The 17,171-nt window shown below is 46.7% G+C and carries 17 protein-coding genes and 1 pseudogene; 14 read left to right on the top strand and 4 right to left on the bottom strand.

The features are described 5' to 3' along the window. Positions 1 to 95: 95 nt before the first annotated feature. From LRL21_RS33860 to LRL21_RS33845, 4 genes are all read left to right on the top strand, one after another. Complete coding sequence (locus LRL21_RS33860; RefSeq protein ID WP_240420262.1) at positions 96 to 2,045, top strand: YjhG/YagF family D-xylonate dehydratase; 1,950 nt, start codon at positions 96 to 98, stop codon at positions 2,043 to 2,045. A 232-nt stretch (positions 2,046 to 2,277) separates the two neighbouring features. Further along, positions 2,278 to 2,778 carry a DUF1572 family protein gene (locus tag LRL21_RS33855; RefSeq protein WP_240420215.1) on the top strand — a complete coding sequence of 167 codons (501 nt, stop codon included), beginning with the start codon at positions 2,278 to 2,280 and terminating at the stop codon, positions 2,776 to 2,778. A 79-nt stretch (positions 2,779 to 2,857) separates the two neighbouring features. Then, positions 2,858 to 3,619, top strand: coding sequence for a phosphoribosylformimino-5-aminoimidazole carboxamide ribotide isomerase (gene hisA, locus LRL21_RS33850; protein WP_240420214.1), 762 nt, complete (start codon positions 2,858 to 2,860; stop codon positions 3,617 to 3,619). Then, on the top strand, positions 3,588 to 4,955 hold the full coding sequence (locus LRL21_RS33845; RefSeq protein ID WP_240420213.1) for a cytochrome P450: 1,368 nt from the start codon (positions 3,588 to 3,590) through the stop codon (positions 4,953 to 4,955). The genes hisA and LRL21_RS33845 overlap by 32 nt, the downstream gene beginning before the upstream one ends. A 72-nt stretch (positions 4,956 to 5,027) precedes the next feature. On the opposite strand, the gene LRL21_RS33840 is transcribed toward LRL21_RS33845, so the two are convergent. Beyond that, on the bottom strand, positions 5,028 to 6,374 hold the full coding sequence (locus tag LRL21_RS33840) for a PASTA domain-containing protein (protein WP_240420212.1): 1,347 nt from the start codon (positions 6,372 to 6,374) through the stop codon (positions 5,028 to 5,030). Between the two features lie 307 nt (positions 6,375 to 6,681). Here LRL21_RS33840 and LRL21_RS33835 point away from each other — a divergent pair, with 307 nt between their 5' ends. Further along, positions 6,682 to 7,458: an HAD family hydrolase gene (locus LRL21_RS33835; RefSeq protein ID WP_240420211.1), complete on the top strand. Its 777-nt coding sequence runs from the start codon at positions 6,682 to 6,684 to the stop codon at positions 7,456 to 7,458. A gap of 31 nt (positions 7,459 to 7,489) precedes the next feature. Here the strand turns inward: LRL21_RS33835 and LRL21_RS33830 are convergent, their stop codons facing one another. Further along, a complete protein-coding gene (locus tag LRL21_RS33830) occupies positions 7,490 to 8,344 on the bottom strand; it encodes an AraC family transcriptional regulator (RefSeq protein ID WP_240420210.1) in 855 nt (284 codons plus the stop codon). Positions 8,345 to 8,429: 85 nt separating this feature from the next. Between LRL21_RS33830 and LRL21_RS33825 the strand changes: the two genes are divergently transcribed. Genes LRL21_RS33825 through LRL21_RS33815 form a run of 3 tightly spaced genes read left to right on the top strand, consistent with a single transcriptional unit; the run spans position 8,430 to position 11,257 of the window. Beyond that, positions 8,430 to 9,488 (top strand): Gfo/Idh/MocA family protein, encoded by a 1,059-nt coding sequence (locus tag LRL21_RS33825; protein WP_240420209.1) that lies wholly within the window; start codon positions 8,430 to 8,432, stop codon positions 9,486 to 9,488. A 36-nt stretch (positions 9,489 to 9,524) separates the two neighbouring features. Next, on the top strand, positions 9,525 to 10,400 hold the full coding sequence (locus tag LRL21_RS33820; protein ID WP_240420208.1) for a sugar phosphate isomerase/epimerase family protein: 876 nt from the start codon (positions 9,525 to 9,527) through the stop codon (positions 10,398 to 10,400). Positions 10,401 to 10,417: 17 nt separating this feature from the next. Next, the gene (locus LRL21_RS33815; RefSeq protein WP_240420207.1) at positions 10,418 to 11,257 is read left to right on the top strand and encodes a sugar phosphate isomerase/epimerase family protein; all 840 of its coding nucleotides are present in this window, start codon (positions 10,418 to 10,420) and stop codon (positions 11,255 to 11,257) included. Between the two features lie 174 nt (positions 11,258 to 11,431). Here the strand turns inward: LRL21_RS33815 and LRL21_RS33810 are convergent, their stop codons facing one another. Continuing rightward, on the bottom strand, positions 11,432 to 11,737 hold the full coding sequence (locus LRL21_RS33810; protein WP_240420206.1) for a type II toxin-antitoxin system RelE/ParE family toxin: 306 nt from the start codon (positions 11,735 to 11,737) through the stop codon (positions 11,432 to 11,434). Further along, positions 11,721 to 11,996, bottom strand: a complete 276-nt coding sequence (locus tag LRL21_RS33805) for a type II toxin-antitoxin system Phd/YefM family antitoxin (RefSeq protein ID WP_240420205.1) — start codon at positions 11,994 to 11,996, stop codon at positions 11,721 to 11,723. The genes LRL21_RS33810 and LRL21_RS33805 overlap by 17 nt, the downstream gene beginning before the upstream one ends. Positions 11,997 to 12,232: 236 nt before the next feature. Here LRL21_RS33805 and LRL21_RS33800 point away from each other — a divergent pair, with 236 nt between their 5' ends. The 6 genes and pseudogenes from LRL21_RS33800 to LRL21_RS46985 form a co-directional block, all read left to right on the top strand. Further along, positions 12,233 to 12,742 (top strand): ADP-heptose synthase, encoded by a 510-nt coding sequence (locus LRL21_RS33800; RefSeq protein WP_240420204.1) that lies wholly within the window; start codon positions 12,233 to 12,235, stop codon positions 12,740 to 12,742. A gap of 264 nt (positions 12,743 to 13,006) precedes the next feature. Next, positions 13,007 to 14,005, top strand: a complete 999-nt coding sequence (locus tag LRL21_RS33795) for an acrylyl-CoA reductase family protein (protein ID WP_240420203.1) — start codon at positions 13,007 to 13,009, stop codon at positions 14,003 to 14,005. A gap of 24 nt (positions 14,006 to 14,029) precedes the next feature. Then, positions 14,030 to 14,422, top strand: a complete 393-nt coding sequence (locus tag LRL21_RS33790; RefSeq protein WP_240420202.1) for a ribosomal maturation YjgA family protein — start codon at positions 14,030 to 14,032, stop codon at positions 14,420 to 14,422. 150 nt (positions 14,423 to 14,572) lie between these two features. Further along, complete coding sequence (locus LRL21_RS33785; protein ID WP_240420201.1) at positions 14,573 to 15,673, top strand: helix-turn-helix transcriptional regulator; 1,101 nt, start codon at positions 14,573 to 14,575, stop codon at positions 15,671 to 15,673. Positions 15,674 to 15,738: 65 nt separating this feature from the next. Further along, on the top strand, positions 15,739 to 16,626 hold the full coding sequence (locus LRL21_RS33780; RefSeq protein WP_240420200.1) for a hypothetical protein: 888 nt from the start codon (positions 15,739 to 15,741) through the stop codon (positions 16,624 to 16,626). A gap of 109 nt (positions 16,627 to 16,735) precedes the next feature. After that, positions 16,736 to 17,137: pseudogene (locus LRL21_RS46985) on the top strand (EAL domain-containing protein); the annotation flags it as partial. Between the last annotated feature and the right edge of the window lie 34 nt (positions 17,138 to 17,171).

Raw genomic sequence — 17,171 nt, 5'->3', positions numbered from 1 at the left:
TACTTTATCATAGAGCTGCATATAGAAGGATATCCATACTGTACAGAACGTCAGGAAAGAAGGGTTCCACATTGAGTGAGCAGTTAAATCAGATTATGGGCACCGACCAATCGCAAATATATGAAATTCACACCCATGCTTCCGGTCCCGAGGGCTCGCTTCCGTTAACGCGGGAGATGCTGCTGAATTCACCAAGCGGTGATTTATTCGGGCTCTCGCAAAATGTTGGAATGGGCTGGAAGCCCTCTCGCCTGGGTGGCAAGCAGTTTCTGCTGCTGAGCACGCAAGGCGGAATCCGTAAGGATGATGGGACTCCGGTTGCTCTTGGTTATCATACGGGCCATTGGGAAATAGGTCTGCTTATGGAAGAAGCAGCAAATGAGATCGCCGATAACGGCGGTCTGCCTTTTGCCGGCTATGTGAGCGATCCCTGCGATGGCCGTTCCCAGGGAACGACCGGAATGTTCGATTCGCTGCCTTACCGTAATGATGCGGCTATCGTTTTTCGACGGCTGGTTCGTTCATTGCCGACCCGCAGAGGGGTCATTGGCGTAGCGACCTGTGATAAAGGGCTGCCCGCGATGATGATGGCGCTTGCTGGTATACATGATTTGCCTTGTATTATTGTTCCAGGCGGTGTGACGCTCCCTCCAACAAATGGCGAGGATGCCGGTAAGATTCAGACGATAGGCGCCCGTTATTCGAATGGGGAGCTATCGCTGGAAGATGCAGCCGATTTGGGCTGTCGCGCCTGTGCGACTCCAGGAGGTGGCTGTCAGTTTCTCGGAACAGCAGCAACGGCCCAGGTCGTTGCTGAGGCGCTTGGCATGACCATTCCGCATGCAGCCTTGTCTCCCTCCGGTCAGCCGATTTGGAAGGAGATGTCCCGCCAATCTGCACGGGCTATGATGGCGATGGAAGCCAAGGGTATCAGGATGAAGGATATTTTGACGGAATCGGCTATCCGCAACGCCATGGCAGTACATGCCGCTTTTGGTGGTTCGACCAATCTGCTGCTGCACATTCCGGCCATTGCCCATGCGGCGGGACTGCCTGTGCCTACGGTTCAGGATTGGATTAAGATCAATAAAGCGGTTCCGCGTTTGGTCAGTGTGCTGCCGAATGGACCGGATTATCATCCGACAGTACGCGTATTTCTGGCGGGTGGCGTACCCGAAGTGATGCTTCATCTAAGACGGCTCGGTGTGTTGGATGTGGATGTCATGACAGTTACAGGAGAAAAGCTGTCGACAGTTCTCGATTGGTGGGAAACGAGCGAGCGTCGGCAAGCGCTCAAAAAGCTGCTGCTGGAAGCCGATGGTGTTGAAGCGGATGATGTCATCATGACACCGGAGCAATCCAAACGAAGAGGGCTTACTTCAACCGTAACCTTTCCGATGGGGAATCTGGCTCCGGAAGGCTCGGTAATTAAATCAACAGCTATCGATGCATCCGTTGTTGGTGAGGATGGCGTTTATCGTCACCGCGGCCAAGCAAAGGTGTATACCTCTGAGCGCGAAGCGATCTTTGCCATTAAAAGCGGAGGGGTAGTGGCTGGTGATATTATGGTGCTGATCGGTCGCGGTCCTTCTGGAACCGGAATGGAAGAAACCTACCAATTAACATCAGCGCTTAAGCATCTGCCTTTTGGCAAATACGTTTCGCTCATTACCGATGCCCGATTCTCGGGGGTCTCAACAGGGGCTTGTATTGGTCATGTTGGACCCGAGGCACTTGCTGGTGGTCCGATCGGGAAGCTGCGTAATGGCGATACGATTGATATTGTGGTGAACCGTGATACCCTTGAAGGCAGCGTCCATTTTATCGGTCACGGCGATGATCTCGTCAGTCCGGAGGAGGGTGCGCTCATTCTTCAGGCTCGTGATCCGCACCCAGATCTGGCTCCCGATGCGAAGCTGCCGGATGATACCCGATTATGGGCAGCACTGCAAGCGGTTAGCGGCGGCACTTGGCGAGGAAGCATCTATGATGTGGAACGAATCGTAACGGCACTGGAGGCAGGGAAGAAATCGTTAGGCTGGTAATTGGGTTACGCCGGACTGACAAGAGCCTGCTAGAATCAACAATAGTGATCTGCCATTTGCATACGAAATGATTCATAAATTACCGGAGAATCGGGCTGCGACCAAGACGACGCGTATCGTCCTTGAATTGGCCCGTTTAATCTCCGGTTTTTTCTTGCTGTAGTTTCTATCTTTGGCCTGACATAGTATGATAGGATAGATAGGAAAATACGGGATTAAAGGAGAGGGAGCCATGAGTATAGGCAGCATATTATTGCAAACGTCTATCGACACCTTCAAGAGTGCAGAGAGGCTGGGCTATAAAACATTATTGCAATTATCCTATGAGGAACTGCACTTGAAACCAAGTCCTGAATCGAATTCAATAGCGATTATCGTTAAACATCTCCATGGAAATATGCTTTCACGCTGGACCGATTTTCTTACCACAGATGGGGAAAAGCCGAGCCGTGATCGGGATGCCGAGTTTGAAGCAGGTTATGATACCCGCGAAGCACTTCTAGAAGCTTGGCGCTCAGGCTGGGAGCTTACATTTAAGACCTTACAAGACTTGAAGGAAGAAGACCTTCTGCGGAACATAACAATACGCGGAGAGGTACATAACGTGATTCAGGCCATATCCAGACAGATTCAACATTATGGTTATCATGTAGGACAAATTGTGTATATCGGTAAGCAGATCAAGGATGCGGATTGGCAGCAGCTTAGTGTTCCCAAGAAAGCTTCCCGGTGATAATCACTTCGATTAATTATAAATATAAATAGAGTGATCAGGATGAGCAGCATGATCAGATAGAAGGTAGGTAACTAATTTGAAATTTCGGCCCTGTATAGATTTACACCAAGGAAAGGTCAAACAAATTGTCGGTGAAACCCTAAGTGCGACTAACCAGGATGTTGTAGAAAACTTTGTTTCCGAGTATGATTCTGCATACTATGCCTCTATGTTTCAACAGGATCAATTGCGGGGCGGGCATGTGATCATGCTTGGCGGTGGTAATGAAGAAGCGGCTAAGCAGGCGCTTGGCACTTATCCAGGTGGTCTTCAGATTGGTGGAGGCATCACAGCGGATAACGCAGTTTCCTATTTGGAGCAAGGTGCATCGCATGTGATCGTGACCTCATACATTTTCCGTGATGGCGAGCTGGATATGCATAATTTACGTCGGATTGTAGAAGCTGTAGGCAAGGAAAAGCTTGTCATTGATCTAAGCTGCAAAGCTAAAGACGGGGTATGGTACGTAGTAACAAATCAATGGAAAACATTCAGCAGCTTTGAAGTGAATCAAGCAAATATACGAGAGCTGGCAAGCTATTGTGATGAATTTCTTGTTCATGCGGTGGATGTGGAAGGCAAACGTACAGGCATTCATGAAAGCCTGGTTGGTCATTTGTCTGACTGGGTAACCATTCCGACAACCTATGCGGGTGGAGCTCGTTCCATGGAGGATTTGGAGTTGTTCAGATCCATTGTACAAGGAAAAATGGATATTACGGTAGGCAGTGCTTTGGATATTTTTGGCGGAAGCTTATCCTACAAGGATGTTGTTGCTTATTGCGGCCAAGCAGAGTGAGGAGGCGACGACCATAAGCCGAGTCACAGAAATCGAAAAGTCCCAATTGCAGGTGTTTATGGCCTTTCAAAAGGATCCGCTTCATCTGTTGGTGAGCGTTCTCCATGATGGCGATATGGTTTACTTGGGCAATGGACGCAAACGGCCAGCCTATATCGTGAACTCGCCGGAGTTTGTCCATGAAATTCTCGTCAGCAAAGATGCTTTTTTCGTTAAAGGACGTTCTTCCTCGGTATTGAGCAGAACGTTAGGGGATGGACTTCTTACATCGGAGCATGAGCAGCACCAGAAGCAGCGTCAGTATATGCAGCCTGTATTTTACAAAGAACGCATTCAGTCTTATGCCCAAATCGTACTCAGGGAAGCAGAAGCGTTCGCTAACCGGCTCACAGAAGGACAAACCATATCTATCAGTGATACGATGATGGAGCTTACGTTGACGGTAATAGCCCAGACGATGTTTGCTACCGATCTGGAGAACCGCAAGTCGGAGCTGGCAGCAGCAGTGAATGATACGATTGAGCGCTCTGCACGGACTTTGTTTTCACCATTTATTATGCCATTAGGTATGCCGACTCCGGGAAATATTGTGCATCGAAGGGCCATTCGCACGCTTGAGATGATGGTCTATGAGGTTATTAATGATGCCCAAAACCATCCAGAAAAATATCATTTAAGCCTGCTGGGCTTGCTGATGGATACAAGGGCTACGAACGGCGAGGGCATACCGATAGAGGAAATGCGCAATCAAATGATGACTATGCTGCTGGCCGGACATGAGACAACCGCAAATTTGCTCACCTGGATTTGGTATTCGCTGGGCGAGCACCCAGAGGTGGAGGCCAAATTTCATAAAGAGCTGGAGAGTGTTGAACTGACCGAAGGTTCAGCTATGGAGCAGTACCGCAAGCTCACCTATACGAACCAAATCATTCAAGAGGCACTTCGTCTGTACCCACCAGCTTGGACCATATTGAGGGAAGCTGAACGTGAAGTGACGATGCTGGGTGAGACCTTTGCTCCGCATAGCTCCTTTCTAATCAGTCCCTATTCCATTCATCGAAATGGGAATGTATTTGAGGATCCGCTGGCATTCCGTCCTGAACGATTCGCAGAGGGAGCAGGGTTTTGGCCGCGGTTTGCTTATTTTCCGTTTGGCGGAGGCTCGCGAAGCTGCATCGGCTCTAACTTCGCCATGATGGAAGCAACCTTGATACTGGCAGCAGTCGGCAAAAGATTTCGCTTTCGTCGGACAAATTCGCTGCCGGTTCAGCCAGAACCTCTCGTCTCTCTGCGTATCAAAAGCGGACTTAACATGGAACCAATCAAGCAATAGCAAAGCAGGCCAGGCATATTGACACTGACCTTGCTTGCTATTGCTATTTTCTTATAATATCAGAAGCTTTTCTTATTTCCCTACATAAAAGGTGACCTCAGTGCCTTTTTCCACATTTTGATTCGCCGGTGGATCTTGTCTCATGACTTTACCTGCTGATGCTTCATTGGCTTCCAGGAAAAATTGATAACGCAAATTGTTTGCGAGAAGAAGTGCCTCTGCTTCTTTTAGCGGCATATCCTTTAAATTCGGAACTACTACAATATCCCCATCTTTGACCGGTTTTGGAGTTGTGGGAACAGGCGTCGGTGTGGTCGGCTGTGGAGCCGGGCTGGGATCGGCTGGCTTTTCGACAACTACTGGCGGATTGGAAGGCTGGTCGGGCTTTCTAAGCAAATGCACAGTTAACATTTCTGCAATCAAAAGTACAACGATAATAAGTCCTGCAAGCATCCACTTCTTTTTAGTTCCGCTGCGTCGTACATCCGCTTCCTGTTCCTCAGGATCGGGCTGTGGTTGGCGTTGAACGGGTCTGGCTTGCTGCTGCTGGGCTGATTTTGACTGGTATTGAGCGGTTTTAGGTGTACTTATGATAGTATCCTGTAACGAGCGGCTTTGAACTTGCTCCTGAGACGATTGAACCGCGGCTATTTTCTTCGTAATATCGGGATCGGCCGGGATCAGCTTTTTTTCAGAAAGAGTCCGTTCCATATCCAGATGCTCCGGGTACGTGAGCAGCATTTGATCAAGGCCTTTCAGCAGCACCGTCAAGCTCTTGCGATCAAGAACGGCAGCACGAATCCATTTGATTATGACCTCTTTTTCGTCCACAGGCATTTTGCCTAAAGCATCTACGAGCAGCAGCCCCATAGCCTCCACATTAGCGGGAATAATAGAAGTTTTTGCGATCAACTGATACATCAAACGCCCCAATCCTCCGGCTTCACTCCAGAGCGGTTCTTCATTGTTCCAATAGTTAATAATGATAGGCTGATTGGCACCTTGAATCCAAATGTTGTTGGCATGAACCGAAAAGTCTGAGATGCCATCCTTTGCCGCATTCTGCATGCTTTGCCCAAGAGTGCGAATGAGAATAAGTATTTCATATACACTTAAGGAATGGGATTCAAGCTCCTCCTCCAAAAAATAGCCGAGCTCAGGCTTGAGTACAATCATAATCGAATGTGAATCGAGTTCAATATCCCAAACATGCATAAAGCGGTCTTCCGGCAGCTGTGAGCCATCCTTGATCGATTGAATCACATCCAGGCGCGGACCTTCGCTCTCATCAAATTCGGAAATATAGAGCATCACATCTCGATGCAAAATGGAATCACGGCCTTTATATAAATTCCCTGAGGATTGTTTTTGTAGCTGCTGTTCTTTGTTATAACGTTTATAGGTATGGGTATCCATCATAGCGCCTCCTGCTATTCACAATATTCGTAAGCAATCTCTATTTTGTGAATGATTTTGTTCCTTGAGGGTTAATAGTAGTAATAATAGTATAACATGCTTGCTGTTTACAAACAGGAGGGGATTCAATATGGCCTTATGTCATTGGGAATGCTGGAAGCATCTGGTTCAAAAGCGCACGAGGGCAAATGAAATTACACATCCTCCGATTTAAGCGTGAGCATAATCTATCGTTCCTGACAAGCGACATCTCTGCTATAATAAGATCAGCTTATACATATAAGCCTTATAGATAGGTGAGGTGGCAGAAATGATCAAGCTTGTAGCATTTGATGTGGATGGAACTTTGCGGGACCGGGATTATTTGCCCGAATCGACCCGTTTGGCGCTTCAGCGTTTACAAGAGCAAGGCATAATTCTTACCTTATGTACAGGTCGTAGTGAGTACGAAATGGCTTCGCTGCGCGAGGAGCTTGGTATCGATTGGGCTATTACCTGCAACGGCACACATACAGGTTATCGAGGAGAAACCGTCTTCGGCAGTGCCTTCGCCAAAGCTACCGTACGCGAGTGGCTTGAGCAGGCTGATCGTTTGAACCAAACGCTTCTGTTGTATGGCTCAGAGAAAATGTTTACCAATCGTCAGGATGCTCCCTATTTTCTGCAGGCTCAGCAGGAGATCGGCTTCATGAACCCAATCCTGTTGGAATCTTATCAGGATGTGCCTGACATTTATCAATGCATTGTATTTTGTAACGAGCAGGATGAGTCCCTCTATGTGGGTGATGAACGCAACATCTATTATATGCACCGCTGGCGTCCTTGGGCACTCGACATTAATCCGGGTGGCATGAATAAAGCAATCGGCTTGCAAAGGCTGCTTGACCATCTGGGTATTTCCACGAATGAAGCTGCAGCTTTTGGCGATGGGCTTAACGATTGGGAAATGATTGAGGAAGTCGGCCTTGGTATCGTTATGGGTAATGCTGATGATACCTTGAAGCAAAAAACAAGCTTCGTCACACGTTCACTGCATGAAGACGGTATTGCTTACGCCGTGGACAAATGGATTTTGCAGCTAACTTAGACTCATGGTTACTCGCAAACCCTTCGTTTGCTTACATATGCTTGCGGTACGTATTCGGGGCAACGCCCACGTACTGCTTGAATAGGCGAGAGAAATAAAATACGTCCGTATACCCCAATTGATGAGCGATTTCCTTGATGGACAGCTCAGAATTAATCAAAATATTTTTGGCTTCGGCAATTTTTAAACGATGAACATATTCATTAAACGGATATCCTGTATATTCAGATACGTTGCGGCGCAGTGTGGATACGGAGATGTGGTGCCGCTTCGCTATTTTGTCAGCATCAATCGGTTCGTTAAGAAAATTTGAAATATCGTCCATGATCGGAATCATTTTATGCATCCTGTTGCTCTCCGGTTGTTCGTTAGCGTTCAAGATGAACTCGTACAGCATGGATTCAAGCAGCAGGGATGCCCGATCAATACTTGCTGGGACACCGCTTTCCATCAACAAAAAGATACGTTCGATTTTATTGTATTGGGCGTCATCCGTACCTACTCGCAGTACCTTATCCCGCTTAATTCCCCAATGCTCGATCCATTCCTGAATGCGACTACCTTCAATTGTAAAATAAAATTCATCCCAATACCCGTTACGTTCAGGACCATAATGAAATTCGGAGCCCGGGTAGAACCAGAACAAGCTCCCCTGCTCAACAGGCTGCCGGACTCCATCGTTTACCTGATAACTTCCACTACCTCCAGTAATATAAACAATCGCCCATTTACTGAAAGTGGCCTGTTGTCTAATCATCGTTCTTCCAGGAAGATGACCGACATTGGTTATTCTCAGAGATTGAACATACAGCTTACTTGAATCGACTTTGCAGTCAATGGTCCGAAGCGGCTGTGGACTGATCATATAATCCATGAATCGTGTCACTTTGTGCATTCACTCCATCTCGGCTCCATGGTATGGTTGTTAGGTATTCATCCTATTGTAACATACATTGGAGGCAGCTGACGCCATGTCTAAATTGAAAATTGCCGTTATTGGTGCCGGATCGATTTCCGAGGCCCATTTGACTGCATATTCCGTACACCCGGAAGTCGAATTAATCGCGATCTGTGATTTGAATGAAACGAGAGCACAGGAAAAGGCAGAACGTTTTGGTGCGGGTACTACGTATACGAATTATATGGAGCTATTGCAAAATCCCGATATTGAGGCAGTCAGCATCTGTACCTGGAATCATATGCACGCGAAGATTGCCATAGCAGCTCTGGAAGCAGGCAAACATGTGTTATGTGAAAAGCCTCTTTGCAAGACGGTAGAAGAAGCGCTGAATGTGCAAAAGGCAGTTCATGACTCAGGCAAGGTGCTCCAGGTTGGTTATGTCAGACGTTATGGTACGAATGTTCAGACTCTGCGTAAATTTGTGGACGCCGGGCAATTGGGTGAAATCTATTATGCAAAAGCTTCCTGCCTGCGTCGACTTGGTAATCCTGGCGGCTGGTTCTCGGATAGTGAACGCTCTGGCGGTGGACCTCTGATCGATCTTGGGGTGCATGTGATTGATTTGTGCTGGTATTTGATGGGCAAGCCAAAGGTCAAGTCGGTTAGCGGCAATACATACCGCAAGCTTGGAAACCGTGCGCATATTGACAATTTATCCTATTACAAGGCAGCAGATTTCAATGCTGAGCATAACGACGTAGAAGATCTGGCGAATGCACTGATCCGCTTTGACAACGGGGCGTCATTAATGGTGGATGTCAGCTTTACGCTGCATGCCCGCAAGGATGAACTCGCTGTTAAACTATACGGAGATAAGGGTGGAGCAGAGATAGAGCCTGAGCTTCAGATCATATCCGAGCAGCAGAATACGATCATCAATATTACTCCACAGATTGATCATCCCAGCTTTCAATTCCAACCTGGCTTTAATGCGGAGATTGCTCATTTTGTTGATTGCTGCCGCGGCCGCACGGAAACGTTATGTCCTGTAGAGGATGGCGTCGAGATGATTAAAATATTAAGTGCGATCTATCAATCGGCAGCCGAAGGTAAGGAAATACAGTTTTAAAGTCATTGAAAAAACAGATGAGGGAGGTTTCCGGGTATGAAGCTTACGAATAAAGTTGGAGTCATCGTCGACAGCTTTGGGATCGGCGTTCGTGAAGGATTGAAGAAAGCGCGGGAGGTTGGTGCGGATGGCGTGCAGATCTACGCGGTTTCTGGTGAGATGGATCCAGCTGGCTTATCAGGGCAGGCTCGACGTGAGCTCAGAAGCTATATCGATTCATTAGGTTTGGAAATCTCCGCGTTATGTGGAGATCTGGGAGGCCATGGCTTTCAGGATGCAGCGGCGAATCCTGCTAAGATCGAGCAATCGAAGCGGATTCTCGATCTGGCGCTTGAGCTTGGAACGAATATAGTGACTACTCACATCGGGATTGTGCCTGAGGATCCGAATGATCGGATTTATGCGGCCATGCAGTCCGCTTGCGAGGAGCTGAGCAGCTATGCGCATGGGATGAATGCCTATTTTGCCATTGAGACAGGTCCGGAGCCTGCGGCCAGATTAAAGACTTTTCTGGATTCGCTCACACAAAATGGGGTTTCTGTCAATTTTGATCCGGCCAATATGGTAATGGTGACTGGTGATGATCCCGTTCAGGGAGTTGTGCTGCTAAAGGATTATATCGTGCATACGCATGTGAAGGACGGAATCAGGGTTCGGGAAATCGATCCGAAGGAAGTATACGGGTATTTGGGCTATAGCCAAATGACACATGAGCATATTGCCCAATTGGCAGCATCCGGTAGAGCCTTTGAGGAGGTACCATTAGGTGAAGGACAAGTTAAGTTCGCGGAATATTTTCAAGCGCTGCAGCAAATCGGATATACAGGGTATTTGACCATAGAGCGTGAAGTGGGCGACCAGCCCGAGGTGGATATTCGCAAAGCAGTCACTTTTATTCGTAATTATCAATAGACAGGAGGCGCTTATAGATGAAGATTGCATTAAGTGCATGGAGCTGCCATCAGAGCTTTTATGACAAAACGTGGACGAACGCTGATTTCATCGATTATGCTGCATCAACAGGTGCAGACGGTGTGGAGCTTCTCAGTATGTTTTGGAATCCAGAAACAGATTTTGAACCCGTGCAAGAGGCACTCAGACGCAATGGCTTGGAGTTGGCCTGCTTTGGTGCTAGCAATAATCTGGCGCAAATCGATGAGGAGAAGCGTAAGGAGCAGGTTCAAGATATTTGCTCAAGCGTCGATATGGCTGTACAGCTGGGAGCGAAGGTTGTACGTGTGTTCTCAGGTGATAAGTCGGGAGACATGACCTTCGAGCAAGCTAAAGATTGGATACTGGATGGTTTGAGAGAAGCTGCAGCTTATGCCGGAACCAAGGGAATTACGCTATGCCTGGAAAATCATGGCCTGTTTGCCGGTAAGGTTGAACAGGTATCCAAAATCATCGCTGAGGTCGGTTCCCCCTATTTGCGTCAAACCTTTGATACAGGGAATTTCCTGCTTGTAGACGAGCAGCCGAATGGAGCTATTGTCGAGCTGATTGATTTGGTATCGCATGTTCATTTGAAGGATTTCAAGAAAATTACGGACAGTGAGCATAAGGGCAGAACGTATACCTCGCTTAGTGGAGACGTGTATGCCGGTCAGGTTCCCGGAGAAGGGGACGTCGATCTCCCGTTTGTGTTATCCAGTTTGAAACGCGCTGGTTATACGGGCTGGCTGTCCGTAGAGTATGAAGGGAACGAGGATCAGAAGCAAGCGTCGGCGCGCTCGGTCAGCAATTTGGCTAAGCTGCTGGAACAATTGTAAGTTTATTATAAGAACTGTTGCTTAGGGGGCTCGCCGATAATGGGTGGGTCCCTATTTTTCATGAATGTCAGAATATGCGGATTGTCCCCGGCATTTTGAAGATGGGATCAAGCCGATCAGTCCGTCTGTTATCCGAGATTTACAGGAAATCAAGTCAAACCAAGTTGTTAGATGTTAAAGCAAGAAGTCATATTTTCTTTTACCGTGGAGTATTCTTCGAATTTCCACGAACTCGTTATTAAACACATAGAATACAATATATGTTTCAACAATTAACATTCTGTATTTCAGGGATTGAAGTCTAATATCATTAGGAATAGAACCACTATGGGGAAACAACTCTAAGACAGATATTGCTTCATCGAATTTGTTTGCAATTGAAATTGCAGCAGTTGGATTATCAAGCATGATATACTGAATGATATCGATGATATCTTGTTCAGCAATTGGCAAATACTCGATATTATATCTCTTTTCCACGTATTAGACTCCTTAGATTATTCATGACATCCACATGGCTTTTCCTATCAACTCCAGTATTACTTTGACCTTCAGCAACCGCCAATTTTTGGTACAATTCAATAAGGGCTTGCTGCTTTTCGTATAATGCATGGCTCATAACTACAAGATCACTTTGACCATTTTTTGTTATAAATACAGGCTCACCATCATGATGGGCAATATCTGAAATTGCATTAAAGTTATTACGTAAATCAGAAATTGGACGAATTGTAGGCATATTTTCCACCTCGATTATCAATTTGTTAATACTTATTTTATCATAATAATGATATTTAATACAGGGTTATCTAGGAAGCATATTCAGGCAGACACAACTGCCCCTTCCCGCTTTAAGTCAGTGTGGCGTCTGGAACATACAAACGTTCTGCGAACTTGTCTTCCTTGTGCTATAATAATGAGATTATAGTCTGTGGACCGTTGCAGATTTTCATCCATTTTAAGGGGGACAAAGTTTTGCGCAAGCGTTTTGTGATTGAGGCTGTGATGATTGCCGTGTACGGAGAAATGCTCGTGCCGAGTCAAGCCGTGGAATACCTGGTTCCTTACACAACGATAAGTGAATTATACGAAATGATAGAAAGCAAGGAACCCGTGATGCCTTTATCTATAGATGAGGCACACGTACGCTCGAAAATTAGCGAGTTAATTGCGATGCTCGAGGAGCCTTTTAACAAGAAAAAGCTGGAGCGCGCCTTAGCCACGCCTTGGGGAAAAAGTCCGCCTTTGCCATTCAACGACAATGTTTCGTTTACTGTGGTGAATGCCTACGATAATACAGAGTACGGTGAAGAGTTTGACCCTATTGAGACGGAGCTGATATTGACCTCCTTGCGGGAGAAAGCTCCCATTATGACGGATCAGCCGGATTTGGTGGACAGAATTATTGAAGCGCGGATATCTGTTCACATCTTTGATATGGATGATTTTGAATTTGCTGTTGAGGAAGATGCGAATCCAGTTTAGCCAAGAACGAGTTTTACCCAGCGATAAGATGGGTTGAAAAAAAGACGTGCCCAAAACCATCATCGAGTTAAGAAGCGAGATCAGTTGGTAGATGGTGTACGTCTTTTTGCATTGTCGTCGTAAAGCTCTGTAAGACAAAATGAATGATGCAAATGTACATTCAGCTGGAAGTTGATATAATTACCATATATAAAGTTATCTGAGTTGAAGTGTACAAGCAGTACATTAAATTCCAATGCTCGAAAAACTATAGGGAGGCTAGTTATGGACACTAACAGCTTTGAAGCGCTTGTAGTTGATAAGCAGGGGGATGATTTCAAGATTGGTTTGCAGGAGATGAAGCTGGAGGATCTTTCACAGGGCGAAGTTGTGATCCGTGTACACTATTCCAGCTTGAACTATAAAGATGGTCTGGCTTGTATCGCGAATGGTGGTATGGTTCGCAGCTACTTGCACATACCAGGTATCGATCTTGCAGGTACCGTCTTGTCTTCGACGGATTCGCGATTTTCCACAGATCAGAAGGTGATCGTAACCGGATTTGGCCTCGGAGTATCCCATAGCGGTGGTTTTAGCAGCATTGCCCGCGTCCCAGCCGATTGGGTTGTGCCGCTTCCTCCTGCATTGGAGCTGGACGAAGCGATGATGATTGGTACAGCCGGGCTGACAGCCGCGTTATCCATTGAACGTCTGGAGTATAATGGGCTGAATCCGCAGCGCGGAACCGTACTGGTTACCGGTGCCACAGGTGGTGTTGGCAGCTTTGCGGTTGCCCTGCTGGCCGCACGCGGCTATCAGTTGGCAGCTTCTACAGGCAAGGAAGCGGAGCATGACTACCTGCGCAGCTTGGGTGCAAGTGAGATCATCAGTCGGGAAGCGCTCAATCCGGCGTCTCGCAGACCGCTTGAGAAGCAGGCATGGGCTGCTGCTGTTGATCCAGTAGGTGGCAGCTCGCTTGCCTATATTCTCGCATCGCTGCAATATGGCGGCTCAGTGGCTGTAAGTGGGCTGACAGGAGGGGGCGATCTTCCGACAACGGTGCATCCTTTTATTTTGCGGGGGACGAATTTGCTCGGAATTGATTCGGTTCACTATCCCATTGAACGAAGGTACCCCTTATGGGAACAAATTGCTGTAGATTTAAAATCAAGCGGAAAGCTGAATCAGATTGGCAGCAGCAGGATACGATTAGCAGAGATACCGGAGTACGCCGAGAAAATTTTGGGTGGCCGAATTCGCGGCAGGATTGTCATCGAGATCTAACTAACCAAAAGTGAGTTGAATGCAATGAAGGCAAGATTTTTTTATATAAGCTCAATTCTGATCGTAATCCTGTTGGGTATGGGCTCCAGACAATTTCCTGAGGTGTTGCCTGTATTTATTGTGGAGCATGCCGGAGATGTATGTTGGGCAAGCATGATTTATTTTGGATTTCGCTTTATTTTTATAGACAAGCCCTTGATCGTTGCCGTTATCATTAGCTTGATCTTTTGTTTTGCTGTTGAATTTAGCCAGCTGTATCAGGCTGATTGGATTAATGAGATCAGACATACCTTTATAGGAGCTTTAATATTAGGACAAGGTTTTCTTAAGCTGGATTTGGTGCGGTACACGGTGGGTGTTCTATTAGCCGTGTGGATTGATTATTATGGGTTCAACCGGATGGTGAAAAGGATATAGCCTGTGAGCATTGGTGCCACGGCTATTTTTTTAGAGATAATTTATATGTTTTCAGCGGAGGCTGACCGATTCTTATCTCGCAAGAAAAGCTACATTTAAAACACGAATGTATCTTCACCGAATAGGCTCCGATTCAGAAGCTTTTCTTATATGGACTTCGTTAATGATGACATCTATGATGTCACCAATCGAATGGTATGCTGGATGAGCAGGAATGAAAACCGATTGCGAGCGCTCGACCACATAGCGGGTATATTCACTGTACTTCTCACGGTCATGATGTTGAAGGAGGAACAGCTTCTGAGAAGAGTAGATAGATTGATGGCGATTCTGATCGCGCTGCAGCAGCGACACGAAACGGCGCAATCGTTAGCAGACAAGTTTGAAATCTCGAAAAGAACCATCTTACGAGATATGCAGGCATTATCCGAGATGGGAATTCCATTGTATGCGGTGGCAGGGCCCAAGGGTGGGTTTCGTCTGATGGAAGGCTTCCAGCTGCCTCCTTTGCAAATGGATACGCAGGAAGCGTTAACTGTGCTTTTTGCCTTAAAGGCAATGATCCGAATGGCGGATACACCTTTTAATCAAGCGCGATTTACTATCATGGACAAAATTCGAGCCTTGATTCCCGAGACTACCCTTAAGCAGATTGAACCGATTCTGGAGAAGCTGGAAATGGAAGTGCCTGCGCGCAGCTTTAAAACCCCACACCTGACGTCACTGCTGGCTTTGATGTCGGAATCCAGATGGCTTGAAGTTTACTATCGTTCTTCGAACCACCAACGTTGGCTCCACTTGTTACCCAAACGAGTGTATGCGAGCAATGGATTCTGGTACTGTGAGGCGTATTCCTTAACTCATCAGGAGGACCGTTTATTTCGGGTTGATCGTTTTGAGAGGATAAAAGAAATGGACCCTCCAAAACAACTCCATCATGATCCAGGACCCGTCTCAGCATGTAAAGAAACTTCTGCGGACAATAATCCGATAAGAATAGTGGCCCGACTCACTTACAAAGGGATGCTGGTCGTAGAACAGGATGCCCACATTGGCGAGATGGTCCGATGGATCAGCGATGACTTATGGGAAATTGACTTTGCATGTCCGGCATCCGAATGGGAGTGGGCGATACGGTTCTTTTTTTCGATAGGTTTGCATGCAGAGGTTATGGAGCCAGAGATATTGCGTCAGGAGATTGGTCAGCTGGCTAAACAGCTGTATCAGCAATATCAAACCCATACAACCTGAAAATTATTTGTTGAGTAAATAAGATGACCTATATAAATCATTTTCGTAAAAAGGAGCTGTCAGCAATGCGTGTATCCCCAGGGTTATTGGATAGAGCTAAATTATTTATTTATCAAAATGGACGATTATTGGATCGGCGGCGGTTCGAATATTTTTTTGAAAATGGTTCAAAAGAAACTGTATTAGCCGCATTGGCTGCTTATCAGAACATGGATGGAGGATTTGGGCAGGGGCTTGAGCCGGATATTCGCAGCCCACACAGTCAGCCTGTCCCGACTGAATCAGCATTGATCCTCATGGACGAGATCGAATGCTTTGACCCTTCCATACTAAAAGGGGTGATTCGCTTTTTACAAGCGAATAGCATACCGACAGGGGGCTTTCCGTTGGCTTTCTGCCATATTAACGATTATCCTCACGCACCTTGGTGGAACACGGATCAGGACAGTCAGGCTCATATGAACCCGACAGGTCGTATCATCGGCCTGCTCTATAAGCAATCAGCAGTAACCGATATCTATGAAGAAAAATGGTTTCAGAACGCGGCGGATTTTATTTGGAAGGAGATGGATAAGGGCTTGCCTTCCGATTATCATGACGGCGTGCAGTGGCTCTCCTTTCTGGAGCACACACCTGAGCGCGAACGGGCGGCAGCTCATTTAACGTCTATACAAAAGTGGCTGGCTCAACCGGACATTATTGAACGAGATACTGAAGCGGAGGGTTACGTGCACAAAGTGCTGGATTGGGTGCCATCCCCGAGCAGCTATGCCGCACAAGTGGTCTCCAACTCAGAGATAGAACAACATCTCTCTTATTTGGTTAGCCAGCAGCAGCCAGACGGAGGGTGGCCGATAAATTGGCCCGCTGTCAGTGCGGCAGGCGAATACGAATGGAGAGGGTATCTAACCGTAGAGCGTCTACGAACGCTGAGATCTTTTGGCTGGCTGTAGTTCTGTCAGTTTGAACTGAAGAATTCGCGGTTGGCTGGCGAACACAGCGAGTATTGGGATAGCTTTATTCCCGTTGGATGGAGAAGAAGCGGTTCAGATTCCAGCAGGGGATAATCTAATGATCGGGGTTGAAGCTCTGTCATGATGGAAGCATCCAACCAGAGGTATATTTATCTCCAAGTATGCTCATCCCCATTGCGGAAGAGGCAGGAATGATTTATGATTTGGGGACCTGGGTATTGCGAGAAGCGTGCCGGCAAATGCGGGAGTTGCTTGAGGCAGGATGCCACTCATCCCTATTTCGGTTAATTTATCGTTCCAGCAATTCTATCAAAGCAATTCTATCAATCCAATCTGGTTGTCTAAATCCGGCGTTGAGGAAACCGGTTTTGAATCCCGATCAGTTTCGATGATTTTGGCACGGGCTTATAGAACGCTCAGTTATTTATACCTATTCCCTATTAATAAGCTCAAATTAGATCGTACTTTTATCCGGGATATTACCGTGAACAAATCGTTGTTGTACAATTTAGAATGGATCTTAT

Origin of the sequence: Paenibacillus periandrae (genome assembly GCF_022458865.1) — a bacterium.
In the GTDB taxonomy this organism is placed as follows: Bacteria; Bacillota; Bacilli; order Paenibacillales; family NBRC-103111; genus Paenibacillus_S; species Paenibacillus_S periandrae.
Note: the sequence above shows the minus strand (reverse complement) of the source record. Positions and strands in the feature narration are given on the sequence as shown.

What these genes read in the sequence shown, in the direction of transcription:
- LRL21_RS33795 (WP_240420203.1), top strand. Translation starts at nt 13,007, where the DNA reads ATGGACACTAACAGCTTTGAAGCGCTTGTAGTTGATAAGCAGGGGGAT.
- LRL21_RS33855 (WP_240420215.1), top strand. Translation starts at nt 2,278, where the DNA reads ATGAGTATAGGCAGCATATTATTGCAAACGTCTATCGACACCTTCAAG.
- LRL21_RS33845 (WP_240420213.1), top strand. Translation starts at nt 3,588, where the DNA reads ATGTTGTTGCTTATTGCGGCCAAGCAGAGTGAGGAGGCGACGACCATA.
- LRL21_RS33790 (WP_240420202.1), top strand. Translation starts at nt 14,030, where the DNA reads ATGAAGGCAAGATTTTTTTATATAAGCTCAATTCTGATCGTAATCCTG.
- LRL21_RS33825 (WP_240420209.1), top strand. Translation starts at nt 8,430, where the DNA reads ATGTCTAAATTGAAAATTGCCGTTATTGGTGCCGGATCGATTTCCGAG.
- LRL21_RS33815 (WP_240420207.1), top strand. Translation starts at nt 10,418, where the DNA reads ATGAAGATTGCATTAAGTGCATGGAGCTGCCATCAGAGCTTTTATGAC.
- LRL21_RS33780 (WP_240420200.1), top strand. Translation starts at nt 15,739, where the DNA reads ATGCGTGTATCCCCAGGGTTATTGGATAGAGCTAAATTATTTATTTAT.
- LRL21_RS33785 (WP_240420201.1), top strand. Translation starts at nt 14,573, where the DNA reads ATGGACTTCGTTAATGATGACATCTATGATGTCACCAATCGAATGGTA.
- LRL21_RS33835 (WP_240420211.1), top strand. Translation starts at nt 6,682, where the DNA reads ATGATCAAGCTTGTAGCATTTGATGTGGATGGAACTTTGCGGGACCGG.
- LRL21_RS33820 (WP_240420208.1), top strand. Translation starts at nt 9,525, where the DNA reads ATGAAGCTTACGAATAAAGTTGGAGTCATCGTCGACAGCTTTGGGATC.
- LRL21_RS33860 (WP_240420262.1), top strand. Translation starts at nt 96, where the DNA reads ATGGGCACCGACCAATCGCAAATATATGAAATTCACACCCATGCTTCC.
- LRL21_RS33840 (WP_240420212.1), bottom strand. Translation starts at nt 6,374, where the DNA reads ATGATGGATACCCATACCTATAAACGTTATAACAAAGAACAGCAGCTA.
- LRL21_RS33805 (WP_240420205.1), bottom strand. Translation starts at nt 11,996, where the DNA reads ATGCCTACAATTCGTCCAATTTCTGATTTACGTAATAACTTTAATGCA.